25 protein-coding genes and 1 tRNA gene are annotated in these 23569 nt (G+C 30.9%); 8 read left to right on the top strand and 18 right to left on the bottom strand.

The genetic code is table 11. The features are described from left to right. Positions 1–29: 29 nt before the first annotated feature. The 4 genes from ACTS9J_RS05535 to ACTS9J_RS05520 all read right to left on the bottom strand — a co-directional run bounded on the left by ACTS9J_RS05535 (position 30) and on the right by ACTS9J_RS05520 (position 5449). Positions 30–2270, bottom strand: coding sequence for a DUF262 domain-containing protein (locus ACTS9J_RS05535; protein WP_114999424.1), 2241 nt, complete (start codon positions 2268–2270; stop codon positions 30–32). A gap of 5 nt (positions 2271–2275) precedes the next feature. Continuing rightward, on the bottom strand, positions 2276–4051 hold the full coding sequence (locus tag ACTS9J_RS05530) for a DUF262 domain-containing protein (protein ID WP_114999422.1): 1776 nt from the start codon (positions 4049–4051) through the stop codon (positions 2276–2278). Between the two features lie 191 nt (positions 4052–4242). After that, complete coding sequence (locus ACTS9J_RS05525) at positions 4243–5157, bottom strand: helix-turn-helix transcriptional regulator (RefSeq protein ID WP_181816282.1); 915 nt, start codon at positions 5155–5157, stop codon at positions 4243–4245. 70 nt (positions 5158–5227) lie between these two features. Continuing rightward, a complete protein-coding gene (locus tag ACTS9J_RS05520; protein WP_114999419.1) occupies positions 5228–5449 on the bottom strand; it encodes a hypothetical protein in 222 nt (73 codons plus the stop codon). A 116-nt stretch (positions 5450–5565) separates the two neighbouring features. On the opposite strand from ACTS9J_RS05520, the gene ACTS9J_RS05515 reads away from it, so the two are divergent. After that, positions 5566–5880, top strand: a complete 315-nt coding sequence (locus ACTS9J_RS05515; RefSeq protein WP_114999417.1) for a hypothetical protein — start codon at positions 5566–5568, stop codon at positions 5878–5880. 87 nt (positions 5881–5967) lie between these two features. Continuing rightward, complete coding sequence (locus tag ACTS9J_RS05510; protein ID WP_114999416.1) at positions 5968–6198, top strand: hypothetical protein; 231 nt, start codon at positions 5968–5970, stop codon at positions 6196–6198. Positions 6199–6334: 136 nt separating this feature from the next. On the opposite strand, the gene ACTS9J_RS05505 is transcribed toward ACTS9J_RS05510, so the two are convergent. Both ACTS9J_RS05505 and mce read right to left on the bottom strand, forming a co-directional pair. Further along, positions 6335–6408: transfer RNA gene (locus ACTS9J_RS05505), tRNA-Ile, on the bottom strand. 79 nt (positions 6409–6487) lie between these two features. Continuing rightward, positions 6488–6883 (bottom strand): methylmalonyl-CoA epimerase, encoded by a 396-nt coding sequence (gene mce, locus ACTS9J_RS05500; RefSeq protein ID WP_448352984.1) that lies wholly within the window; start codon positions 6881–6883, stop codon positions 6488–6490. A gap of 78 nt (positions 6884–6961) precedes the next feature. Between mce and ACTS9J_RS05495 the strand changes: the two genes are divergently transcribed. After that, on the top strand, positions 6962–7714 hold the full coding sequence (locus tag ACTS9J_RS05495) for a tetratricopeptide repeat protein (protein ID WP_291064803.1): 753 nt from the start codon (positions 6962–6964) through the stop codon (positions 7712–7714). Between the two features lie 114 nt (positions 7715–7828). After that, positions 7829–8167 carry a hypothetical protein gene (locus tag ACTS9J_RS05490; RefSeq protein ID WP_125350109.1) on the top strand — a complete coding sequence of 113 codons (339 nt, stop codon included), beginning with the start codon at positions 7829–7831 and terminating at the stop codon, positions 8165–8167. Positions 8168–8216: 49 nt separating this feature from the next. Here ACTS9J_RS05490 and ACTS9J_RS05485 read toward each other — a convergent pair whose 3' ends face one another. From ACTS9J_RS05485 to ACTS9J_RS05460, 6 genes are all read right to left on the bottom strand, one after another. Next, positions 8217–8597: a hypothetical protein gene (locus ACTS9J_RS05485; protein ID WP_125350110.1), complete on the bottom strand. Its 381-nt coding sequence runs from the start codon at positions 8595–8597 to the stop codon at positions 8217–8219. A 249-nt stretch (positions 8598–8846) separates the two neighbouring features. Then, positions 8847–9719, bottom strand: a complete 873-nt coding sequence (locus ACTS9J_RS05480; protein WP_448352983.1) for a tetratricopeptide repeat protein — start codon at positions 9717–9719, stop codon at positions 8847–8849. Between the two features lie 76 nt (positions 9720–9795). After that, positions 9796–10818, bottom strand: coding sequence for an AMP-binding protein (locus ACTS9J_RS05475; protein ID WP_448352982.1), 1023 nt, complete (start codon positions 10816–10818; stop codon positions 9796–9798). Between the two features lies 1 nt (position 10819). Next, positions 10820–11431 (bottom strand): DUF1684 domain-containing protein, encoded by a 612-nt coding sequence (locus ACTS9J_RS05470; protein WP_260392009.1) that lies wholly within the window; start codon positions 11429–11431, stop codon positions 10820–10822. Next, positions 11428–12468, bottom strand: coding sequence for an o-succinylbenzoate synthase (locus tag ACTS9J_RS05465; protein WP_448352981.1), 1041 nt, complete (start codon positions 12466–12468; stop codon positions 11428–11430). Before ACTS9J_RS05465 ends, ACTS9J_RS05470 begins: the two co-directional genes overlap by 4 nt. A 74-nt stretch (positions 12469–12542) precedes the next feature. After that, entirely contained in the window at positions 12543–12968 is a 426-nt protein-coding gene (locus ACTS9J_RS05460) for a VOC family protein (protein WP_416410749.1), read from the bottom strand. Between the two features lie 101 nt (positions 12969–13069). On the opposite strand from ACTS9J_RS05460, the gene ACTS9J_RS05455 reads away from it, so the two are divergent. The 4 genes from ACTS9J_RS05455 (at position 13070) to ACTS9J_RS05440 (ending at position 16818) form a co-directional block, all read left to right on the top strand. Next, the gene (locus ACTS9J_RS05455) at positions 13070–14326 is read left to right on the top strand and encodes a MutS-related protein (protein WP_448352980.1); all 1257 of its coding nucleotides are present in this window, start codon (positions 13070–13072) and stop codon (positions 14324–14326) included. Positions 14327–14416: 90 nt separating this feature from the next. Next, positions 14417–15007, top strand: coding sequence for a hypothetical protein (locus ACTS9J_RS05450; RefSeq protein WP_448352979.1), 591 nt, complete (start codon positions 14417–14419; stop codon positions 15005–15007). Between the two features lie 65 nt (positions 15008–15072). After that, positions 15073–16056 (top strand): TonB-dependent receptor domain-containing protein, encoded by a 984-nt coding sequence (locus tag ACTS9J_RS05445; RefSeq protein ID WP_448352978.1) that lies wholly within the window; start codon positions 15073–15075, stop codon positions 16054–16056. Between the two features lie 132 nt (positions 16057–16188). Next, the gene (locus ACTS9J_RS05440; protein ID WP_448352977.1) at positions 16189–16818 is read left to right on the top strand and encodes an outer membrane beta-barrel protein; all 630 of its coding nucleotides are present in this window, start codon (positions 16189–16191) and stop codon (positions 16816–16818) included. A 90-nt stretch (positions 16819–16908) separates the two neighbouring features. On the opposite strand, the gene ACTS9J_RS05435 is transcribed toward ACTS9J_RS05440, so the two are convergent. The 6 genes from ACTS9J_RS05435 to ACTS9J_RS05410 form a co-directional block, all read right to left on the bottom strand. Then, positions 16909–17568, bottom strand: a complete 660-nt coding sequence (locus ACTS9J_RS05435; protein WP_291091278.1) for a YggS family pyridoxal phosphate-dependent enzyme — start codon at positions 17566–17568, stop codon at positions 16909–16911. 2 nt (positions 17569–17570) lie between these two features. Next, positions 17571–18818 (bottom strand): DUF1015 domain-containing protein, encoded by a 1248-nt coding sequence (locus ACTS9J_RS05430; RefSeq protein ID WP_448352976.1) that lies wholly within the window; start codon positions 18816–18818, stop codon positions 17571–17573. Positions 18819–18851: 33 nt separating this feature from the next. Beyond that, positions 18852–19802, bottom strand: a complete 951-nt coding sequence (locus ACTS9J_RS05425) for a D-2-hydroxyacid dehydrogenase (protein ID WP_448352975.1) — start codon at positions 19800–19802, stop codon at positions 18852–18854. An 84-nt stretch (positions 19803–19886) separates the two neighbouring features. Continuing rightward, entirely contained in the window at positions 19887–20957 is a 1071-nt protein-coding gene (gene serC, locus ACTS9J_RS05420; protein WP_038337000.1) for a 3-phosphoserine/phosphohydroxythreonine transaminase, read from the bottom strand. Between the two features lie 162 nt (positions 20958–21119). Continuing rightward, positions 21120–22379: an aminotransferase class I/II-fold pyridoxal phosphate-dependent enzyme gene (locus tag ACTS9J_RS05415; protein ID WP_221855281.1), complete on the bottom strand. Its 1260-nt coding sequence runs from the start codon at positions 22377–22379 to the stop codon at positions 21120–21122. A 93-nt stretch (positions 22380–22472) separates the two neighbouring features. Then, on the bottom strand, positions 22473–23510 hold the full coding sequence (locus ACTS9J_RS05410) for a PLP-dependent cysteine synthase family protein (RefSeq protein WP_219034446.1): 1038 nt from the start codon (positions 23508–23510) through the stop codon (positions 22473–22475). Positions 23511–23569 lie beyond the last annotated feature (59 nt).

Genomic DNA, 23569 nt, shown 5'->3' with positions numbered 1-23569 from the left:
TGGATGAGTCCTATTAATTATTTGATTTTTTATTTTTCCCAACAAAATTCTTCTACAACAAATTCTTCCTTAGTAGAAACTTTAATTATTTTATTATTACGGTCCCAAATGTATTCCACTTTATTATATATAAAAGGAATATCTAATCCCCAGAAAAATGGAATTAATTCTCCATTAGATTTTAATTGTTGATTTTCATTTTTAAAGGTAATTATTTCTTCATTAATCTTATCTGACAATATTTTGTTCCTTTCAGAACCTACAATATATTTTTTCCAGTCAACTTTTGCATTGTAAGGATAAAGTACATAATTATTATAATTTTTGGCTAATCTAGTTCTTTTTTCTATTGCCATTAATATTTTAGTTTTATATAAATCTTCATGTACAAGTCTAAGTTTTTCGTCCTCAATAGTAGAATCTATTAGAAGCATTTTTCTTAAATCTGCCTCATCATTCGTTTCTAATAATTTTTGAAATTTTGGAATGAGTTTTTCGTTTCTTAAAATATTACTCCAAGTTCCTTTTTCACAATCGTAATCCAATGCATTAAATTGATTCCAATCTTTAAATTGACTAACTAATGCTCTAAGCAATAATGCATCCTTTTTATATTTTTCTATAATTCCATCATTAGCAAAAAAATAATTAGCTCTATTACTCCATTTTTCAAATATCTCTAAGTTTTCATTATTATCTAATAAAAATCGAATTACACCCTTGTACATTTGATGATCTTCATTCTCAAAAATAAGTTTCTTCCATCTATCACCTTCAATTCCACTTATTAATTTTGCTTTAATTACCTCATGTTCCACTTGTACTTTTGAATATCCTGATTTGATATTATTTTGAGAAAGATATCCGTAAATATCAAAACATCCGTCAGAAAGCTCGTTAATTAAATCTATTGCTGAAATGAACATAGCAGCACTATCTATCGTTGAGTTTTCTACAATATTCCTTACAACACGCATCCAATTGTTGAACGAGATTAAATCAGAACTTTTATTTAGGAAGAATAATGTTTGAGCATAAAATAGTACTCGGGTTTTATAAGTCGTATTTTCATTTATTTTTATTGAATTTACAAACAAATTTCCTGATTTTGTTATATCCCACAGATTTAGTTCTAAAGAGATTTTATCATTGTCATCCTTTGAATAATATTCTAAACATTTCTTAAGAAAATCAAAAGAAATAGCAGTAGGAAAATCTTTTGGTGTGATAGCTTTATAATTATTCGCTAACTCAGTGATTCTTATTTCAATACGTTCTTTCTTTACAGCATCTTCAGTAACATTTTTGCTTTTATTCTTTTTTTTAAGTATTTTTTTAATTTCAATTTCTTCTTCTAAATTTTCAAAAATTTCTTTATTTTGAGCATAATTAAGAATCGCAATTGTTGAAAAGAATTTCAGAAAATTATCATCTATTTTATTGTTTTCATCTTTATACTGCCAAAATAAATCTGTCCAATTAGTATCTATTTTATGAGTAAACGTTTCTTGTGGATTAGTAATATCTTTTTCCCAATGATTTTTCGTAATATGCTGTTCAAACTTTGCTTTGAAGTTTTCAAAATCAGTTAGAGGTTTACCTCTTGCATTCATTTTTATATACAAGTCATCGGAAAGTCCGAAATCCTGTAATTCTATGAAATAAAAACTAATATTGTTTAGTTTACCCCAAACTTCCGTTGTATCTCTAAATTTCTGTTCAATCGAATCCAACATTGTTAGCATAGATTTTATTGTTGGATCTCTTTTCCATGAAAGAAAAAACCAAGAGTTATCGATGATTTGTTCAGAAATATTATCTTTTTGATTGTAATCAATCCCTTTATTGATTAATTCTTCGCAAAACTCACGTGAGCTGGTACGTGTTTCGTAGGTGAATTTTGTTAAGAGTTTTTTCAATTCATCATTTAACTTATTCTCTTTTATAGCAATAAACCAATGCAACAAAAACAAAGTTGTTAAACGTTGTTGACCATCGAGTGGTTGAAAAACCTTATCTTTTATACTGCCGTAAACAAAATCTAATTCTAATTTAGTGTTTTGTATAAGAGTATTTTTAAGCGTTTCTAAGAAATTATTTCTAACTTCTTCTTTACCAGTTCTACCTTGTGCATAATCTCGTTGTATGATTGGTATTTCTATTTTATTAAGAGGATTCCATTCTAAATTTCCACAGCAATTACATACTTTGCTTTCAGATGATAGTAGTTGTAAAAAAGTTATGTTATTTGATATTAAATTATTGTTCATTGTCTTTATAATTCTGTTTGAGATAAATAGTTTTTCAAAGTTTCTTTAATGTCATTCAAATAAGCATTTCTGTCTTTTTCTTCCCATTTACTAAATTGTTTTGTACAGTCATCAAAATATTTCTGGAATACTTTTTTGGTAGTAATAGGGATAAATGCTCCATTCTTTTCAAGATCAATTATTCTTTTTCTTTTTACAGGAAACAATCCATTATTAAGTTTTGAGTTGTCATTTTTGGAAAGTAATGCCATATTTTCAATAGAATGAATATCAAGTTCGCCAAATAGATTACTTAATTTCTCGACAAGTGAAGAAACTTTTTCCTTTTGTTTGTCATTATTGAAATTATTGATTTCTGTTTTTATTTCTTCCGTAATCATATCGGTATCTATTACTTTCAACCATTCTTCAAAATCATCGATTTCTGTAATATTATCAGAATTTTGTGCGTGAATATGCTCTAAACTCCAACCACCATTTTTCTTGTCTTTGTATTTATTAAATGGAAAACGTAGAGAAGTATCATCGCTATTTATTGTTGTAATGATGTTGTGCAAAAGCAATACATTGATTAACTGAGCATTATCTTTTTCATATTCTAATTTATCAACTTGCTTTTTGCTTGCTATTTTTTTGATTTCTTGATCTAACCACTTCCCAAAATCAATTTTGGTCTTGTTTTCTTTATTACCAAGAATAGTTTTTATATTTATTCCAACTGTAATCAGATAACCGATTTTATGATACAATTCTCTATCGTTGTACCATTCTTCAAGCGTTTGAAAATACTTTTTTATGTCTTTCCAGTTATTATTTACTTCAGAATTATTTTTGAATTTATCATTAAAAAATCTGAAAGTAGCATACTCATCATTTCCGAATTGTTCAACAATTGTTTGATGTTCAATTTTTCTCTTATCAATTTGTTCTTTAGTTTTTATTCCCAAGTGTTTTCTTTCCTCCACTTCTTTATCCTCTGCTTGTGCTACTTCATACATTAATTTGAAAATAAACTCAATCCTCGTTGGAAGATTGTTTTCATTTTTGTTGATGAAATACCAAAAAGAATCGTCCTGTAGAGCAAATTCAATTCTGTCCCATTCTGAAGCTATTTCTAATTGTTTCAAACGCAGTTTCTCTGTGTCTGTATTGGAGAAGTTAGAGCTATTTAAAAACAATGCTTTTATTAATTCTGCATTCGTTAAAGGTATTTTCCCACTGTTTATTCTTGTGAAAATATCAATAGAATCTTCATTTTGTGAAGTTTCGTACCAAATAACTTTTGTAGAAGAATTGAATTTAGAACTAAACGTAATCACATCAAGTTTCTCTTCCTTTTTTTTGAACCAATCACAAATAGTTTGATAAGCAGTTGATATATAAAAATAGTCAATATTTGAAGTATCTTCTTTTATCTTACCTAACTTATTTTTTAAATAATCCGCCGAATCTTTTCGAGTTTCATATTCTAAATCAAACAATTTAACTCTTTTTTCTTCTGTATATTTTTGATTCAAATAATACAAGATTAGATAAATTGTAGTTAACCGTTGTTGTCCGTCAATTACGTACCACTTGTTCTCATCCTTTTTTTGTTTTACTACAATTGGTTGTAAACAATACCAATTTTTTTCATCAGAATCTGTTGTGAATTCATTTATGTCATTCAACAAATCAGTTACTTGTTGTTCAGTCCAGCGATAACCTCTCTGATAAGAAGGAATAAAGAAGTTATATTGTAGTAATTCACTTATAGTTTTTATTGATATTTTATTGTTCATTTTTAAATTTTACTTATGTTTTGTAAATGTATCAAAAACAATTCAGCACAAGCTTTAGCATCGCTTAAAGCACCATGATGATTTAATGAAATATTGTATTGTTTACATAATGTTGATTATGCAATACTATGAAAACGAATTTTATTCAACAAATATAATTTTACGTTTTTACGTAATTGTTAAATATGTTATTATTTTGTAAGATTATTTAATCCTACATGTAAAAATTTAAGATATTCCTCTCTTACTGCTTTTGGTTCTAATGATAATAATCGTTGATTATGCGTTAATATTTCTTGGAAAAAATCATAAGTAGGAACTAAGTTTAATTCCAATTTTAACTCATTTTCATTGTCTACAAGAATCTTTTGCGAATGATGAATGGGTAATGATTTCACATACATTCCTTGCCAAGGTATCAGAGATAAAGTGATTTTAGTTGGCTCTTGTCCTAATGTCGAAATAATACCAAACGAATTGATAAACATATCTTCTACATTCACTTTTTTATTCTTTACATATGTTGAAGAATGAATTTCTAAATTTGAAATTCTGTCCAATCCATATGTTTTCAAAGTAAAATCATCATCATTACGATCTTTTGCAATCAAATACCAACGATTTCTAAATTCTTTCACAGCATAAGATTCTAAAACCTTTTTATTAGGTACACCTTCCCAATATTTCGTATAAGTGCAACTAATAATTTTTGTGTTTTTAATTGCATGAATTAGTCCATCAAGATTTTCCAAACCAGAAGCTTGTCTTTTTTCAAAAAGTAAGATATTTGCTTGGTCAGCTGCCTTTTTATATGCATTAACTAATAATAAATTATCAAAAATAGTTTGATTTGATTCGTTATCTTCAATAATCTGATAAAGCATTGTAGAACGATTGAACTTTGTTTCTATTTTAAAAAGTTCAAGAAGCAATTTACGATCGCGCTTAAAAGTTTTTTCACTGAAAGCTAATTCACCATCATAATCTTCTTCATCGTATTTTTTTTCCAAATACTGTTGAATATCTCTAAATGTTACACCTCTTGGTTTAGATTTTAGGAAGTTTGATATATTCATCAACCGAAACATTTGTTCTCTTTTAGCCATATTTTGTAATTTTAATACAAACATAAAATAGCTTACGGACAAACAATGTCGGTTTGCTTTTATATTAAAATTATTTATTTAATAACCTTAATCGTTCTCGAATTCTTTTCAATACATTTTGATCAAGATCATTGTAGTTATCTCTTAAACCCTGTGTAAAATCGTCATCTTTAAATTCGTTTATTTTTAAATTAAATAAGATTTGTGTAAATCGTTGTTCAGGATTTTTAGAAGAATATTCTTTTATCAATTCTACTAATTCATCAACTTTATTTATATTTTCTTCAATCATTTTTAAGAAATTTTTAGGTGTGCATAATTTTTAAAAAATATTATTTTCAAATTTATCAATAGCTAAGACCATACTATGTCCACACCTCAATATAGTTTTGAAACAAAATAAAAAAAATGAAAGAAAAAGAATATAAAATTGAAAAGCACATTTTAGAAAATGGTTTAAAAGAAACTTTTATAGGAAGTATTGAAAAAATAGTAAATGAAATGTCATCATTTTTAAGAAATAAATCATTCCAGGATAAAATTGTTATCAAAATTAAATGCGATCATTCTAAAGAAATTACGATGGATGATATAGGATTAATCAATGATGTAATTCAAAAAGAAATGCATAATAATGCTTCTATTGTAATGAATATTGAAGAAAATGATGTAGTAGAAAATAACGATTATGAATTATCTCTTTATTATTTGATAGAGAAATAAATAATACAATTATGTAAAAACGAAAAAATATAATTAAAACAGGGATTAACTTGTCCACATTAACAAAAACTATAAATATTAAAAATTATGTCACAAATGATTAATTACAATGGCGAAATGATTCGTATCAATCCAACAAACTCTAACAAATTAGAATATTCTAAAAATGATGGGAGGACTTGGAGCACAAGATTCTCAGGGTCTTCTTATGGAAACTTTATTGAGTTAATTGACAATGGTAAAGAATTACTTGCCAATACAAGTAAAGGATTATATTATTCAAAAAACGAAGGTAGAACTTGGAGTAAAAGAAACTAATAAAAAAATAAAATGGGTATCAAACGGGTATCAAAACAATGGTGAAAAATGGTGATTTTAAAATGTAGTAAAATTGCTAAATGATTAAAATTCAGCATAATTAAATAAAAAAAGCACCTTTAAAAAGGTGCTTTTGTGGTCCCACTTGGGCTCGAACCAAGGACTTGCTGATTATGAGTCAGCTACTCTAACCAACTGAGTTATAGGACCAGAGAATTAAGCAATAAAAAGGAAGCTATCACCTAATTCGTTTGCAATATTAAAGCTATTTTTTTGAACTTCAAAATTATTATACATCTTCGCAAAGCTCTACCAATACGCCATTTGTTGTTTTAGGGTGTAAAAAAACAATACGTTTATTATCTGCTCCCAATTTTGGCGTTTCGTTAATAAAAGTAAACCCTTGATTTTTAAGACGCTCTATTTCGAGTTCGATATCATCTACTCCAAAAGCAATATGGTGAATTCCTTCGCGATTTTTTTCTAAATATTTTTCAATAGCACTATCATTTTTTTCAGAACCGACCAATTCGATCTTCGATTCGCCTACTTCAAAAAAAGAGGTTCTCACACCTTCCGACTCCACTGCTTCTTCTTTGTAAGGTGCTTTTCCTAATAATTTTTCGAACAATTCATTCGATAATCCCAAATCTTTTACGGCAATCCCTAAATGTTCTATTTTCATGTGTGTTGTTTTGCGTAAAGATAAACTTTTCTAAAATTTTTTATTTAAAATTTAAAGAGTTTGTTGTAATATTGAACTATGAGTTTTTATGAAGATGGGAGTCAATATCTCCGCAAAGGTCAGTATAGAAAAGCGATTGATTATTTTACATTATCGATTAAGCGTCAAATAGAAGTGGCAAATTCATATTTCGGTCGTGGATTGAGCCAATATTATATGAAACAAAATACAGATGCAATCAAGGATTTTGATAAAGCAATTGAATTAGATGATAAAAATCCAAACTTCTATTTCTACAGAGGAATGGCAAATTTTAATCAATATAATCCAACAAAAGCAGCTGAGAATTTTGATAAAGTGATCGAGATTGATCCGGCAAGTTTTGTAGCCTTTCACCAAAAAGGTTATGTATTGATGAATTTGAACAAATACAATGAGGCGATCGAATGTTTCAATAAAGCTTTAGAGATTAATCCAGATTACGAATCATGTTACCACAATCGTGCATTTTGCTACGATCAATTACAACAATTGGATAAAGCAATCGAAGATTATTCGAAAGTAATTGAAATGAAGCCACATTTCTTGTCGTATTACAACAGAGGAAATACTTATTTTGTTTTGAATGATTTAGAAAATGCATTGAACGATTTTAATCAATCAATCGAGTTAAATCCAAATCATTTCTTATCATACTACAACAAAGGCGCAATCCTAGAAAAATTTGAGAAACAAGCCGAAGCTGTAGAGGAATACAAAAAAGCATTGCAGTTGAATCCTGAATTTTATTTAGCTGCCGAAAGATTAGCACAATTAGAAAATCAACAATAAAACATAGAAATCGTTTCGAATTGGAACGATTTTTTTTTATGTCATTTATTTCTTATCGTAAATCAATGTTAGACCATGCGTTGTGTTGTTAATTTGCCTTAAAATTAATCTAATATGCAAGTACAAATCGCCGTTTATGGTAAAAACAAAGAAATTGTAGACACGTTAGAACGCGTGATCAACAAAAATGAAAACTGGAAAGCATTTTGTACCTGCTCACAAGAAGAATTGAAAGGATACGTATCAACAAATAATATCCAAATAATATTATACAGTAGTGGAATTGGTGCTTCGGAGGTAGAGAAAATGGAGGAATGGATAAGCACTTATTTCCCTACGATAAAGCAAATCCATCATTATGGTGGCGGAAGTGGTTTGTTGAAGTGCGAAATTGATGGCGCTTTGGCTGGAATAAAACCTATTAGCAAAGCAAAAATCAATGTTATTCTTTAGCCTTTTAAGAGAAAAAAGCTTTTCAGTTGTAGATGAAAAGCTCTTTTTTTTACATATTTTTTATAATCCAATAATCTCGGGAAATCCCAACATCATTGCGATTAACTTCTATTTCGTCGCAAAAATCTAAAAATAATTCGTCCAAAGTTTTATCAATTTTTGGTGTAGAACCGAACAATTTCGTTAGAATGGGATTGGTTTCGTGCTCCAATAACTTCCCTGTAAACTGCTGAATGTTATTTTCTTTAATTCCAATAAATGTACTTGGCGCAAAAACCATCACCTCGTCCGCATCAATCACCAAAAATGTTTTTGATTTTTTGATTAACTGAATCGATTTCTTTTTTTCTTCATCCGTTCCAACTTCTAGACTTTCCAAAAACAACTCGACGTTATCAAAAACTTCTTCCTTATCTTGAACAAATTCCATCTTATAAATTTTAGCAAAATTAAAGTTTTTTTTCTGATTGTCCACTTTTATTCATGTTACCTATTTTCATTTCAATAGAAAAGTCTTCATCTATTTATGCAAAACTGAAATAAACTCAACTTGACATTATTGTCATTCTAAACCTGTCGAAGAATCTCAGATTATTCTAAACTACTTCAGTCATCTTCAACTCGATTCAAGATCACAACAAAAATATTTCCTTGAGAAAAATGTAGTTGAGTAAAAAAACTAATCTTCTTTCAATAGAATTTCGACTTCTAAATATTCGTGGTAATTTTTGACAAAATCATGGTCAAAATCAATGTCTTCTAAGCGCATTTGAATCCCTTTTTTATCAACATCAATATAATCTAAAATCGTTTGAACATTATAAAGTTCAAGATTATGAAACGTAGGATACAACGTAATTTGCTTCAAGGTAAGTGCCATAATAAAACAATTGATTCCATTAAAATTAACCCCGATATCAGCGAAATTCTTATAAAAAGCAATCAAATTTGTTTTGAGCTGAAGATTATAATTAAAACTTCTCAACTTGAAATTTTTTAAGACCAATCGATTTGTCGTTTTCAAGACAATTTCTTCAGTAATCTGAAGGTTTTTACTCAATAATTCTAAAACTTGTTTATCCTCAACCAATTGATACAAAATATTCAAATATCGTTTAGCTTCATCAAATTCAAACAATTCTAAACTCACTAAAATCGATAAGAAAAGAAAACGTTGATTGGTAGGATACACAATTTCAATTTCTTTCAAATACTTTTGCGCTTCATCAAATTTCAATTTATGAATATAATATTCGGCAATGTAGAAATTCGCAGCATACAAGTAATAATCTTCCTTTTTTGCTTCTAAAAGATACAAAATCGATTCTTCGTTGAAGTTTAAATTGCGCTGAACAACTCCTTTCAGAAAAAGTGCTTTTTTATCTTTTGGATATTCGTGAAGCAACTGATTTAATAAATCTTGTGCCTTAATTAATTGCTGAATCGGATTGTGAATAAACGAAAAACTTTTCCAAATTGGATATTGATTTTCATCCATTTTATCATCAAAAATCAAGAAAAAAATATCATTAAAAAGTTTATTGTAATCCACAGTATAAGTTTTATTAGTGATAAAATTAAACTATTTTTAGGTAAAATACACGAACAAAATAAAAAATAGGTCGGTTCTAAAACTGTTGTCTTTTTACTTTTCCACTTTCAGTTCGTGGAAATTGATCGATAAAAATAATTTCTTTCGGCAGTTGATATTTCGTCAAATCGACCAAAGAAAAATCCAAGCTCCTCTCCTCTCCTTCCACAACTAAAATTAATTTCTGACCTAATAATTCATCCGCTTTTGATGTCACATAAAAGTCTGAATGTATATAAGGTTTCAATTTATTTTCTATTTGTTCAGGAAATAATTTTATCCCACCCGAATTAATCACATTATCCGCTCTACCAATCCAGTTAAATTTTCGTGTATCAATCAATTCAACCACATCATTCGTTACAACTTGCAATCCATCATAAGGCGTATCAATCACCAAACAACCTCGCTCATCTTGTGAAATCTTTACCTCATCAAACGCTTCAAAAACTTGTTCTGCATTAGGATATTTTTGATTCGCAACTTGTTTAAACGCAATATGTGTAATCGTCTCCGTCATTGCATACGTTTCGTAGACTTCGTTCTCAAAAGCAAACAATTCTTGTTTCACTTTCTCCGAAAGAGGCGCTCCTCCGATAATTAACTTCTGACATCTTGAAACAAAATCTAACGAATTTTCAACTTGCATAGGCGTTAACGCAACAAAATCAATCGAGGTAAAATTTTGCGAAATTCCACTATTAATTTCATTCAAAGTAATATGAGAAGTTGGTTGCATACAAATCAATTTCAATCCGATTTCTACTGCACGAACCAACATCAATTTTCCAGCAATATAAGTAACAGGCATCACCAATAAAGCCGAATTTCCTTTCTCTAAATGCAAATGTTTTCCCGTCATATTCGCACTTTTTCGCATATTCTCTTTGGTCAAAATAATCTCTTTCGGAGTTCCAGTAGACCCCGAAGTATGCGCAATCATCACCTCAGAATCAGAAAACCATTCAACCAAAAAATCTTTTATGGATTGTTCAAATTCATTGGTAACTTCAATAGCGTTGACATCATAGTTAGGTTGAGAAAAATCTAAATACAACATGCTATTTATGATAACTTACACCTGCATTAATTTCGATATCCAACACATTATTCGCTGGCGGAATGGGACAATTGTAATGTTTGCTATATGCACAATATGGATTATACACTTGATTAAAATCCAACGTAATTTCATTGGCTTTTGTACCTAAATCCTTTGTACTCAAATCCAAATAACGTCCACCTCCATAAGACGTCACGCCGTTTGTTTCGTCCATAAAAGGTAAAAACAAACTGTCTGCATATTTCTCCATAATCGGCGAAGATTGATAAACCGTCAGCGTTTGTTCAACATTATCCAATATAAATGTCACCGTTCCGTATTCTTTGTAATTTTTGATTTTCTTTGCAGAAGTAGGAAACGGAATCACCTTTCCATCTTTGATTGGAGTAAATTTCGCTTTCACAATATATTTTTCGCTGATCGGAAAAAATGTAATGCCTTTGAAATTCGTTTTTTCTTCGTCTACCAATGGCGTCGTTTTAGGATCAGTATAAAAAGTCGCCAATTCGGTTTGATATTTTTGAATTGCAACTAAATCAATTGTTTTTTTTGTCGTTTGACAACTCATTAAAACGATTGTTGCAAAAAATGCGATAATTACTTTATTCATGCTAATTTGTTTCGAAATAAATATTCTCCTCTTAATTCTAATCGACTTGGGAAATTGTTTGTAAACAAACCTCCTGTTCCCAATCCTTGTGGCATTTCTGGGTATAAAATCGCCGTCCATTGTGCAATAGCATTTAAGCCGATATTACTTTCCAAAGCAGACGTTATCCAAAACGGGATTTCGTAAGTATCTGCCGCATTAATCCATTCCAACGAACCTCTAATTCCACCAACTAAACTTGGTTTTAAAATAATATATTGCGGTTTGATTTGTTCTAATAATTTGAATTTATCTTCTTGATGAACAATTCCGATTAACTCTTCGTCCAAAGCGATTGGTGTTGATGTAGCAGCGCATAACTCTGCCATCAACTCTACTTGTCCAGCTTTGATAGGTTGTTCAATCGAATGTATTTTTAAATCAGCCAATTGTTGCAACACCACTTTTGCTTCCTCAAACGTAAAACCTCCGTTCGCGTCTACTCTTAATTCTAATTGATCTGCAGAAAAATCTTGTCTTAATTGTTGAATAACCTTATGCTCATTTTGCCAATCAACACCGATTTTCAACTTGATACAGTTGAAACCAATCGCTAATTTTTCTTTGATTTGTTCGCGCATAAAATCAATCGAACCCATCCAAATTAAACCATTAGTTTGAATACCTTTATCACCTGTCGAAAAAGCGGACTCATATAAATCAGGATTCAATTTATCTGTATAATTTTCGTTGTAACGATTCGCAAACATACTCTGAAAAGCCTGCTCTACTCCAAACTGAATCGAAGGCCATTCGCGCAATTCACGCCACAATTCATCAATTCCTAAGTCAATATTGTCACAAACCCATTGCAATTTTTCTTCATAATCAGGACGATCATCAAAGCTCAATCCTTTAAACAATCCACATTCACCAACATATTCTTTCCCATCTTCTTCTAATGTAAAAAGATAGGTCAATTTCTCTGTCAAAACACCACGCGAAGTACCGCTTGGATTTTTGAATTTCAAAATATAAGGTTCAAAACTTGCTTTCATACTTCAAATTTAGTCAAATATGATGAGCTCCGAAAGTAGTTTTGGGAGAAATAATCTGCAAAATTTTCAGCCAATTAAGCCTTTTCCAATGCAGCAATATCAAACTTTTTCATTTTCATAAAAGCTTGCATCACGCTTTGACCTTTTTCTGGATTACTCAAAAGTTTTGGTAAAACAGTTGGTACAACTTGCCAAGAAAGGCCAAATTTATCTTTTAACCAACCACAATTTCCTTCTTCTCCTCCATCCGAAGTAAGATTATTCCAATAAAAATCAATTTCTTCTTGCGTTTCACAATCAATAACAAATGAAGTCGCTTCATTAAATTTAAAATGTGGGCCACCATTCAATCCCATAAACTTTTTTCCATTCAACTCAAAAATAACCACCATCTGATTATCAGTTATAATTTTTGAATTAGGAAAAATCGAACAATAAAAATTTGCGGCTTCTTGCGCTTGTCCATCAAACCATAGACACGGATAAATTTCATTTTTCATATTGTGTAGTTTTTAAATTGGTGTTAAATACTATTTTATTCAGTAATTTAATCAAATATGATTATCTTGAAAAATAGTTTCAATAGAAATAGTTGCCTACCATGATGAATATTGATAATTTGAATGTAGAAAAAGATATTCTACCACTTTTTAATATGACGTTAAATTATAATTCACGTTCGACGTTGATTCAATTATTGAATACAAAACCGAAAACGTTGCAAGAAGTAATGGATAGACAAAATATCATCAGAGGTTTTGTACAACAAATAGAGGGAAAGTCATTTTACAATTATTCTAAAACGGAATACAACGAAGTTTTGAACAAAATAAATAACGTTGAATCAGTCGATTTTCTAAAGATAAAATTCTATTCGTCTGTTAAATCTACCCTCAAAAGTTCACTAACACAACTTTATATTTTCTTCAATAAAATCTATACATTTTTGCAATCGTTAGAAGTCAATTTATTTCCAACTAAATTTCGAAATCTATTAAACAATATGATTGCTACATTGATGTCAATTGAAACTGAAAAAATTTATCAATTCATTCGAAACCGAAAATTTAAGAGCAAAGAAATTCTAAAGGCAAACGATTTATTAATTGAAAATAAACAAGAAATCAATTTATTTTTCGAGCAATTTCATCTCTTCGAAGCATATTTATCTATTAGTCTAAAAGTAATTGAACATCAATTTATTTTTCCGACTATTTCATCACAAAACGAACTCGATTTAGTTGATTTTTATTACCCATTACTCAAAAATCCCGTCAAAAATAATTTCAAAACTTCTAAAAATGTCATTGTATTAACAGGTGCAAATATGTCAGGAAAATCGACTTTTTTTCGTGCAATTGCTTTTTGTAGTTATTTAGGTAATCTTGGACTACCAATTCCATGCAAAGCAGCAACAATTCCTTTTTATCAAACGATTAGCATCAACATCGATCATACAGACAATGTGTTGAAAGGTTATAGTCATTTTATGAACGAGATTATGAACCTAAAAAATTATCTAATTTCGAGTAAAGAAACTGGTTATAGTTTTGCTATTTTCGATGAATTGTTTAGTGGAACAAATTCGATTGATGCGACAAATTTGCTAACGAAAACAATAAAAGGTTTAGATTCTCATCAAAATACCTTGACATTTATCTCAACACATCTCAATGAAATTCTGGGTGAATTACAACAACTTGATAACACAGAATTTCTGCATTTGGAATGTATTATTGAAGAAAACACGCCTGTTTATACCTACAAAATAAAAAATGGCTTTTCTGACATTCGAGTTGGACAATTAATTTTTGAGAAAGAAGGATTAAATGAATTACTTAAGCCAGTTAATTTATAATTCACTTAGCACATATTTAAGAATTATTTCACATTTAGGCATGTAACTTTTCAAACAGTATTGCGTCTTATTTGTAAATAACCCTATAATATGAAAAAATACTTTCTTCCAATCATTTGTTTTGCAGCAATTCAGACTTATGCACAACAAGAAGTAAAAGGAATTATACAATATACCAATCAAACACCTGTTGCTTTAGCAGATGTTGTGATTTCGCAAGGAGATAAAATTGTAGATGAAATCTCTACAGACGAAAATGGACATTTCTCAGTAGTTTTAGAAGAAGCTCCATATACGTTCAAGATTGAAGAAGCTGGTGTTACATTACATTCAGTAATGCTACAAGTTACAAAAAATGCTGATTTAGGCGTTATTTTAGTTCCAAAAACTGAAAATGTAACCTTAACGGAAGCTGTTGTTACAGGTCAAAAAAAATTGGTTGAAAAGAAAGTAGACCGATTAATTTTCAATGTCGATCAAGCAGAAGGTGCAAAAGGTGGAAATGCCTTAGATGCATTGAAACTTGCGCCACGTATCAAGGTGGAAGAAGCGACAGATGCTATTTCGATTATAGGAAAAGGTTCAGTAAGCGTCATGATTAATGACCGATTAATGCAAATGAGCAGTGAACAATTGGCGAATTATCTGAAAACCATCCGAACAGAAGATATCGATAAATAGAAGTTATCACCAATCCACCTTCAAAATACGATGCAACTGGAAATAGTGGAATCATTAATATCGTATTGAAAAATGCAAAACAAGAAAGTTTCAATGGCTCTATTTCAAGTTCTTATAGTCAGCAAAAATATCCAGGTTTTAACTTAAATGGGAATATCAATTACCGAAAAGGAAAATGGACCTTAACCTCGAGTGTTTATAGTGGTGTTGGAAATTGGTACAATGAAAGTGAAAATTCGACTATTTATCCTGATCAGAAATGGTTGACAAACGGAAAAAATAAAAATGAGAACCAGTATTATGGTGGAAGAATTGGTATTGACTACCAACTAAACGATTTATTCATTACAGGATTTAACTTTGACTATTCTGATGGAGATGGGATGAACAAAGGGAATTCCATCACTTCTATTTTTGATTTAACAAATAATACCTTAAACCGATATATGACAACCAACAGAGATGGTACGACTTGGGATTGGGGGTATCTTGGATTGAATTATCATATCATCAAAAAATTTAAACAAGAAGGAAAAAAGTTAACATTTGACTTCGATTATTCGAACAATATAAACGATAACAACAGCAAAAATATAAGCAACGAATTTGATTCAGATTGGAATCTAATTGATAATAAATACGACAACAACTATAGTTTATCAGAAAGTTCATCGGATCGATTTAATGTAAGTCTTGATATGGAGCATCCTGTTAATTCGTGGAAAATGAATTATGGATCACGTTTGCGTTGGGCTAAAGATAAAGCAGACAATCATCGTTACTCAAAATCAAATCCAACTGAAGATTTCCAAGAAGATGTTAATTTCTCGAATAACTATCAATATAACGAAAATGTGTATGCACTTTATTATTCAGTCGAACGAGAATTAAATGAAAAATGGACAGCTAAAGTTGGTTTACGTTACGAACATGCACAATCAAAAAGTATAATGGATGATCCGCAATATAATTACAAAAAAGAGTATGACGGTTTATACCCTACTGCCTATTTGATGTATCAATCTTCGGAAAATCATTCGTTACCCTAAACTATTCGCGCCGTGTAGATCGACCATTTATTTGGTATTTAAATCCGTGAACAACCAAACAAAACGAATACAGTTACTATGAAGGAAATCCAAATCTAACACCTTCTAATTCTAATAATTTCGAATTAGAACATGCCTATAAATATTTATTTGTATCGAGTATCTATTAACAGAAATGCAACTGATCTTTTTGAACAAGTCGTTATCTATGATCCTGAAACGAAAATTTCGCTTTCTAAACCATTTAACATCGGAAAAACATATAGTATTGGATTTAGTGAAAACATCAATGTAAAACCATACAAATGGTGGAAAATAAATGCTTCGGCAGATGTTTATTATCACAAAACCACAAGTAAAATTCCTGAAATGAACTATACATTAGATGGTATGAATGGTGAATTTAGAATTACAAATAATTTAGATTTAAACAAAAAGAAAACCCTTTTTGCAAATTACTCGTATTCGTATTACACAAAAAGCACAGATGGCTTGGATAAATTTGGAGATTTCACGCGACATAATATTGGGTTAAGAGCAATGGTTTTTCAAAAGAAATTGCAAATCTCTGCCAATATTTCTAACCTTTTCGAAAACAAAAATGGTTCATACACAAGCATTTCTAATAATGTTATAAATACTGGTGTAAGCCAATCTTACAGATCGTACCGAATTGGAATAAGTTATAATTTTGGAAAACAATTCAAAATAGAACGATCAAAATCTAACCAAGAGCAAAGCGGAGGCGAAGGAAATGGTTAACATATAAAAACTTTTTCATCAAAACTAAAAATACAAAAACCCTAAAACTTATCATTTTAGGGTTTTGTTATTTTAAAAAAAATTAGTCCATTATATGGAATAATTACGATGACCAAAAATTGAACTTCCAATGCGAACCATTGTACTACCTTCTTCTATCGCAATTTGGTAATCACCTGACATTCCCATGGATAAAATAGTTATATTTTCAAAATTATTTTTCAAGAAATCAAAGTTAGATTTTAAAGAAAAAAACTCTTCTCGAATTTGATTTTTATCTTCCGTAAACGTTGCCATACCCATCAATCCAACTACGCGAACATTTGGCAAATGCTGAATTTCTTCTTGCATAATTTGTCGAATTTCTTTTTGATCCAAACCAAATTTAGTCTCTTCATCTGCAATAAATTGTTGCAACAACACATCAATTACGCGATTATTTTTTTCGGCTTGTTTGTGAATTTCTTTCAACAATTTTAAACTATCAACACCATGTATCAAATGCACAAAAGGCGCCATATACTTCACTTTGTTGGTTTGCACATGACCAATCATATGCCAACGTATATCCTTTGGAAGAACTTCGTATTTATCGCACATTTCTTGAATCTTGTTTTCACCAAAATCTCGCATTCCAGCCGCATAAGCTTCTTGCAAATCCCCCACAGGTTTTGTCTTAGAAACCGCTACCAACGTCACATGAGCAGGAATTGTAGCTTCTATTGTTTTTAAATTTTCTTGAATACTCATTTTTATTCTTTCAAATCAAATACAGCAAAACCGCTTAATGGTTTTGGTTCGATATATGTACTTTTTGGTGGCATTTTAAGCCCTAAATCCGCAATCAATTGCAAATCCTTCACATCCACTGGATAAAAAGCAAAAGCAGCAATATAATCGTGATGATCAACTTTATTTTTAAGCGCTTCTACCCCTTCTCTATTGCGCGTACCACATTCGTAATGAATGCGTTTATCCTTTTTAGAATCTTGAATATTTAGAATTGGTTTCATCACATTTTCTTCGAAAATATAAGTATCCAATTCGCTTAAACCTTCGGTTGTCAATAAATTATTTTTTACATATAAACTATAAAATTGACCATTTAAATACATCACAATATGATGTTTTTTGGTTGGCACAACTAATTCATCACCTTTCGGAATAATTTCAAAATCAACTTCTAAAGCAGTTAAAAACGCTTCTGGAGTTAAGCCGTTTAAATCTTTAATTAATCGATTATAATCATTGATAATCAAATCTTCATTCGAAACTAAAAGTGCTAACGTATAATTAAACGCTTCATCACCATAGACTTCATCTTTCGAATTTTCAACCGCAAATTTTGTGTATCGCTCCGAACTTTCCATACGATGATGTCCATCTGCAATATACAATTCGTCTAATTTTTCGATTGAATCTTTTAATTGTTTTAAATTTAAACGATTATCAACTCTCCACAACAAATGTTGCGTTCCGTTTTCTTCTTCTATTTTCAGAATCGGCTTGCGTTTCATTTCCGTATCAATCAACAAATCTACACGTTGAGCAGGTTTATAGGTCAACAAAACAGGCTCCGCATGGAAATGAGATTCCTTCAAATAATCTGCAAATAATTCCACACGACGTTCCAATGTTTCTTCGTGCTTTTTTATTTTATTTTGACGATAATCATCAATATTCACCAAGCCCAAAAGTCCTTTTGTTTCGCGTCCATCAGGCTGTATCACTTGATAAATATAAAAAGACGACTTGTCTTGCGTTAATATTTTTTTCGAAATAAAATCCTCGAAATTCTCACGAACTTTTCTGAATTTCTCTTTCGGATCTTGAATTGTTTCGTCCCAAGTTGGCAAAATAATATGCAAAAAAGAGTTTTCTCTGTTATTGATATAATAATCCAATTCTTCCTTCGAATATTGATTTACGGCAAGCGTCACAAATTCTTGAGAAGTTTTTTCTGTAGGTCGAATTCCTTTGAATGGTTTAAATTGAGGCATTTTGAATAGTTTTAGATAGAATGAAACTCAAAATTATTTTCCGTAAATCTCAACGATTTGCGAAGCTAATTCAGTTCCAATTCTGTCCTGCGCTTCATTCGTAGAACCTGCAATATGAGGAGATAACGACAAAGATTCATTCATCAATAAACCCATTTCTGGTGTTGGCTCATTCTCGAAAACATCCAATGCCGCACCTGCAACTTTACCATCTTCGATAGCATCAACCAACGCTTTTTCATCAACAACTCCTCCACGAGCCGTGTTAATTACAATCACACCATCTTTCATTTTTGCAAATTCTTTCTCGCCCAAAATGTATCCATCTTGTGCTGGAACATGCAGCGAAATGAAATCTGCTTTTGTAATCACTTCATCAAAATCAACAGAAGTGATGGTAAATGTTAATTTTTGACCATCAAAAAATTCTAATTCGATGTCGCGTGTTGCTGGGAATTTATCATACACTAAAATATTCATTCCTAAACCAATCGCTTCACGAATTACTTCTACACCGATACGACCAAAACCGATTACTCCCATTGTTTTTCCTCTCAATTCGATTGCTTTTGCGTAAGCTTTTTTCAATCCATTGAAGTTAGAATCTCCTTCTAAAGGCATATTACGATTGGCTTGGTGCAAATTACGAACGATAGAAAATAAATGGGCGATTACAAATTCTGCTACAGATTGAGAAGAAGATGCTGGCGTATTAATCACCTGAATTCCTTTTTCGCGTGCATAAGCAACATCGATATTGTCCATACCAACTCCACCACGACCGATAATCTTAAGATTAGTTGCATCGATTAATGGTTGACGAACTTTTGTCGCAGAACGTACCAAAAGTACCTCTATTCCATTTTCATTGATATAATTTTCTAAATGTTCTTGTGCTACGTGAGTTGTTATTACTTCGAAACCTTTTGCTTCTAAAGCTTCAATTCCTGCTTTAGAAATTCCGTCGTTTGCTAATATTTTCATGTTATTATAGAATTAAAATGTGAGATTTTAGATGTTAGATAATATATTTCTCAATACTAATATCTAGCGTCTAATATCTGCTGATTAACCAAATTTTTGTTCAAATTGTTTCATTACTTCTACCAAAACTTGAACAGATTCTAATGGTAAAGCGTTGTACATAGACGCACGGTATCCACCAACATCGCGGTGACCAGCCAAAGAAACAACTCCAGCTTCTTTTAACATTGCGTCAAAATCAGCTTTGAAATCTTCATTATTTAAGACAAAAGTGGCATTCATTTGAGAACGATCTTCTGTTGCAGCAGTTCCTGTAAATAATCCGTTACGATCAATTTCAGCATACATTGCATCTGCTTTTGCAGTATTAATTTTTGCAATCGCTTCTACTCCACCTTGCTCTTTTAACCATTGTAAATTTAACATGACACCGTAAATTGCAATTACTGGCCACGTATTAAACGATGATTCTTTTTTGATATGTGTTTCGTAGTTTAAATAATCGGGAATATTACGTCCCGTTTTACCTAATAAATCTTTTTGAACGATTGCAACAGCAGAACCTGCAGGTCCCATATTTTTTTGGGCTCCAGCATAGATTACACCAAATTTAGAAACATCAATTGTGCGAGATAAAATATCCGAAGACATATCACAAACTATTGGAACTGGAGAATTTGGAAACTCTTTCATTTGTGTTCCAAAAATGGTATTATTTGATGTGCAGTGGAAATAATCAACATCTGAAGGAACAGTATATCCTTTTGGAATATAACTATAATTTTGATCTTTTGAAGAAGCAATAACTTCGATTTCTCCGAAACGCTTCGCTTCTTTGATAGCATTTTCTGCCCATTTTCCTGTTTGTGTATAAGCTGCTTTTCCGCCTTCTTTCAATAAATTGTAAGCTACAGTAGGAAATTGCAATGAAGCTCCACCTTGCATAAAAACTACGTCATGTGTTTCTGGAACATTCATCAATTCTTTTACCAACGCTCTTGCTGTATCAATTACTTCTACCGCATCTTTGCGACGGTGAGAAATTTCTAAGATTGATGTTCCTGAATTGTTGAAATCTAAACAAGCTTGAGCCATTTTGTCGAAAACAACTTGTGGTAAAATGCATGGTCCTGCACTAAAATTGTGAATTTTCATAATTAAAATTGTTGTGTGTTTGTGTGTCTAATTTGTAAACAAATATAGTAAATCAAATATGGAAAAAAGTGAATAATTACTTAACTTTTGAACAGAATACAAACAAAAAACCCTAAACTAATTCAGTTTAGGGTTTTTCTATTATTTGATTGAATATTTATTTTAGTATTGAACAAAATCAACATTCAATTCTTCTGCTTTGCGTTTGTAATATCCGTCAGCTAATTTATCTTTAATCTCAGCAAATGAGTTTAACGTATATTCGATGTGTTCGTCTTCGTGAGCAGCAGTTGGAATAATACGGAAAATAATCATTCCTTTTGGAATAACTGGATAAACTACTACAGAAACGAAAATACCATATTCTTCGCGCATTTCTTTTGCCAATACAGTCGCTTCGATAGGAGAACCATTCAATACGATTGGCGTAACACATGTGTTAGAACCTCCAATATCAAATCCTCTTTCTTCTAATCCTTTCTGAATTTTTTCTACATTGTGCCATAACTTATCTTTAAGCTCTGGTTGAGAACGTAATAACTCAAGACGTTTTAAACCTCCGATTACCATTGGCATTGTCAATGATTTAGCAAAAATTTGAGAACGTAAGTTATATTTTAAAATACGAATAATATCTTTGTTACCTGCAATAAATGCTCCGAAACCTGCCATAGATTTTGCAAAAGTTGAGAAATAGATATCAATCTTATCTTGACAACCTTGCTCCTCTCCGGCTCCAGCTCCAGTTTTACCTAATGTACCAAAACCGTGTGCATCGTCTACTAATAAACGGAATTTGTATTCATCTTTGTAAGCAGCAATCTCTTTCAAAATACCTTGCTTACCAGTCATTCCAAAAACACCTTCTGTAATCACTAGAATTCCGCCTCCTTGTTTATCAGCTAATTTACGAGCACGAGCAATTGTTTTTTCAAAACTTTCGATGTTGTTGTGTTGGTAAATAAAACGTTTACCAAAGTGTAAACGAACTCCATCAACAATACAAGCATGACATTCAGCATCATAAACGATTACATCATTTTTAGATACTAAAGCATCAATTGTAGATACCATACCTTGGTACCCGAAATTCATTAAATAAGCAGATTCTTTTTGAACGAAATCAGCCAATTCTTGCTCTAATTGAGCGTGATAATCTGTTTGACCAGACATTGCACGAGCTCCCATTGGATAAGCCATACCATATTGTGCCGCAGCATCAGCATCTGCTTTACGAACTTCTGGGTGATTAGCTAAACCTAAGTAGTTATTGATTGACCAAGTAATTACTTTTTTACCTTGGAATTCCATTACGGGTCCAATTTCTCCTTTTAACTGTGGAAAAACATAATAACCTTCACCATAATCAGCGAATTGACCTAATGGTCCAGGGTTCTGTTTTAAACGTTCAAAAATGTCCATTTTATTATAGTTTAATTTTTTATTAATTGAAAAAAAGTAGAAAGTGAATGAACACTACCTACTTTAAATATTTAATTTTTACAAATATACGTATTATTTGATTCTTTCGACTGTTGCTCGAGCTTCTAAGCCATTGAGTCTACTATTTGTAAAGCCTTGCTCTGCCATCCAATCATCACTAAAAACTTTTGTCATATAGCGAGATCCGTGGTCTGGATACAAAATTACAACTAAAGAATTTTCGTCAAATTCTCCAGCTTCAGCCAATTGTTTATATGCTTGTGTTGCAGCACCAGAAGTATATCCTGCCATAATTCCTTCTTTCAAAGCAATTTCTCTTGTACGATAAGCAGCTTCTTCGTCTGTCACTTTGATAAAAGAATCAACCATTTCAAAATCTAAAGCTCCAGGAACTAAATTTTTTCCCATTCCTTCGATTCTGTAAGGATAGATATCATTCTGATCAATTTTTCCAGTTTCGTGATAACCTTTCAAAATTGATCCATAAGCATCAACTCCGATGATTTTCACATCTGGGTTTTGCTCTTTTATATAACGTGCACTACCTGTCAAAGTTCCTCCTGTACCTGTACAACCGATTAGGTGAGTAATTTTACCCTCTGTTTTATTCCAGATTTCAGGACCTGTTGTTAAATAGTGAGCTTCTGTATTCCCTTGATTAAAATATTGATTAATATAAAGAGAATTTGGCGTTTCCGCAGCAATACGTTTTGCTACTTCGTAATATGATCTTGGATCATCAGCAGGTACATTCGCAGGGCACAAAAATACTTTTGCTCCCATCGCTTTTAAAAATGAAATCTTTTCTGCCTTTGTTTTATCCGATACCGCTAAGATACATTTGTACCCTTTTACGATAGCCACCATAGCTACAGCAAATCCAGTGTTACCTGAAGTTGTTTCTACAATCGTAGCACCAGGTTTTAATAGACCATTTTTTTCAGCCTCTTCTATAATATGTAAAGCTATTCTGTCTTTTGTTGAATGTCCAGGATTGTAACATTCTAACTTTGCATAAACTTCGCCTGGAATGTCTTGGTTAATTCTGTTTAACTGAACTAATGGAGTATCTCCAATTAACTCTAAAACGTTTTTATATTTACCAGTCATTTCACAAATATTCTTTTCTAACAAAAAGCAAAATTAAGGATTTTTTAATTAATTGTTAA

This window comes from Empedobacter sp. ULE_I140 (genome assembly GCF_053482575.1).
The sequence above is the reverse complement of the archived record's forward strand: the minus strand, read 5'-3'. Positions and strand labels throughout refer to the sequence as shown.

Coding starts and splice junctions, on each gene's coding strand:
- ACTS9J_RS05460 (WP_416410749.1), bottom strand. CDS start 12,968: ATGAAAAATGAAATTTATCCGTGTCTATGGTTTGATGGACAAGCGCAA.
- ACTS9J_RS05525 (WP_181816282.1), bottom strand. CDS start 5,157: ATGGCTAAAAGAGAACAAATGTTTCGGTTGATGAATATATCAAACTTC.
- ACTS9J_RS05530 (WP_114999422.1), bottom strand. CDS start 4,051: ATGAACAATAAAATATCAATAAAAACTATAAGTGAATTACTACAATAT.
- serC (WP_038337000.1), bottom strand. CDS start 20,957: ATGAAAATTCACAATTTTAGTGCAGGACCATGCATTTTACCACAAGTT.
- ACTS9J_RS05425 (WP_448352975.1), bottom strand. CDS start 19,802: ATGAAAATATTAGCAAACGACGGAATTTCTAAAGCAGGAATTGAAGCT.
- ACTS9J_RS05440 (WP_448352977.1), top strand. CDS start 16,189: ATGCCTATAAATATTTATTTGTATCGAGTATCTATTAACAGAAATGCA.
- ACTS9J_RS05495 (WP_291064803.1), top strand. CDS start 6,962: ATGAGTTTTTATGAAGATGGGAGTCAATATCTCCGCAAAGGTCAGTAT.
- ACTS9J_RS05490 (WP_125350109.1), top strand. CDS start 7,829: ATGCAAGTACAAATCGCCGTTTATGGTAAAAACAAAGAAATTGTAGAC.
- ACTS9J_RS05510 (WP_114999416.1), top strand. CDS start 5,968: ATGTCACAAATGATTAATTACAATGGCGAAATGATTCGTATCAATCCA.
- ACTS9J_RS05485 (WP_125350110.1), bottom strand. CDS start 8,597: ATGGAATTTGTTCAAGATAAGGAAGAAGTTTTTGATAACGTCGAGTTG.
- ACTS9J_RS05520 (WP_114999419.1), bottom strand. CDS start 5,449: ATGATTGAAGAAAATATAAATAAAGTTGATGAATTAGTAGAATTGATA.
- mce (WP_448352984.1), bottom strand. CDS start 6,883: ATGAAAATAGAACATTTAGGGATTGCCGTAAAAGATTTGGGATTATCG.
- ACTS9J_RS05475 (WP_448352982.1), bottom strand. CDS start 10,818: ATGTTGTATTTAGATTTTTCTCAACCTAACTATGATGTCAACGCTATT.
- ACTS9J_RS05535 (WP_114999424.1), bottom strand. CDS start 2,270: ATGAACAATAATTTAATATCAAATAACATAACTTTTTTACAACTACTA.
- ACTS9J_RS05415 (WP_221855281.1), bottom strand. CDS start 22,379: ATGGACATTTTTGAACGTTTAAAACAGAACCCTGGACCATTAGGTCAA.
- ACTS9J_RS05470 (WP_260392009.1), bottom strand. CDS start 11,431: ATGAATAAAGTAATTATCGCATTTTTTGCAACAATCGTTTTAATGAGT.
- ACTS9J_RS05465 (WP_448352981.1), bottom strand. CDS start 12,468: ATGAAAGCAAGTTTTGAACCTTATATTTTGAAATTCAAAAATCCAAGC.
- ACTS9J_RS05515 (WP_114999417.1), top strand. CDS start 5,566: ATGAAAGAAAAAGAATATAAAATTGAAAAGCACATTTTAGAAAATGGT.
- ACTS9J_RS05435 (WP_291091278.1), bottom strand. CDS start 17,568: ATGAGTATTCAAGAAAATTTAAAAACAATAGAAGCTACAATTCCTGCT.
- ACTS9J_RS05450 (WP_448352979.1), top strand. CDS start 14,417: ATGAAAAAATACTTTCTTCCAATCATTTGTTTTGCAGCAATTCAGACT.
- ACTS9J_RS05410 (WP_219034446.1), bottom strand. CDS start 23,510: ATGACTGGTAAATATAAAAACGTTTTAGAGTTAATTGGAGATACTCCA.
- ACTS9J_RS05455 (WP_448352980.1), top strand. CDS start 13,070: ATGATGAATATTGATAATTTGAATGTAGAAAAAGATATTCTACCACTT.
- ACTS9J_RS05430 (WP_448352976.1), bottom strand. CDS start 18,818: ATGCCTCAATTTAAACCATTCAAAGGAATTCGACCTACAGAAAAAACT.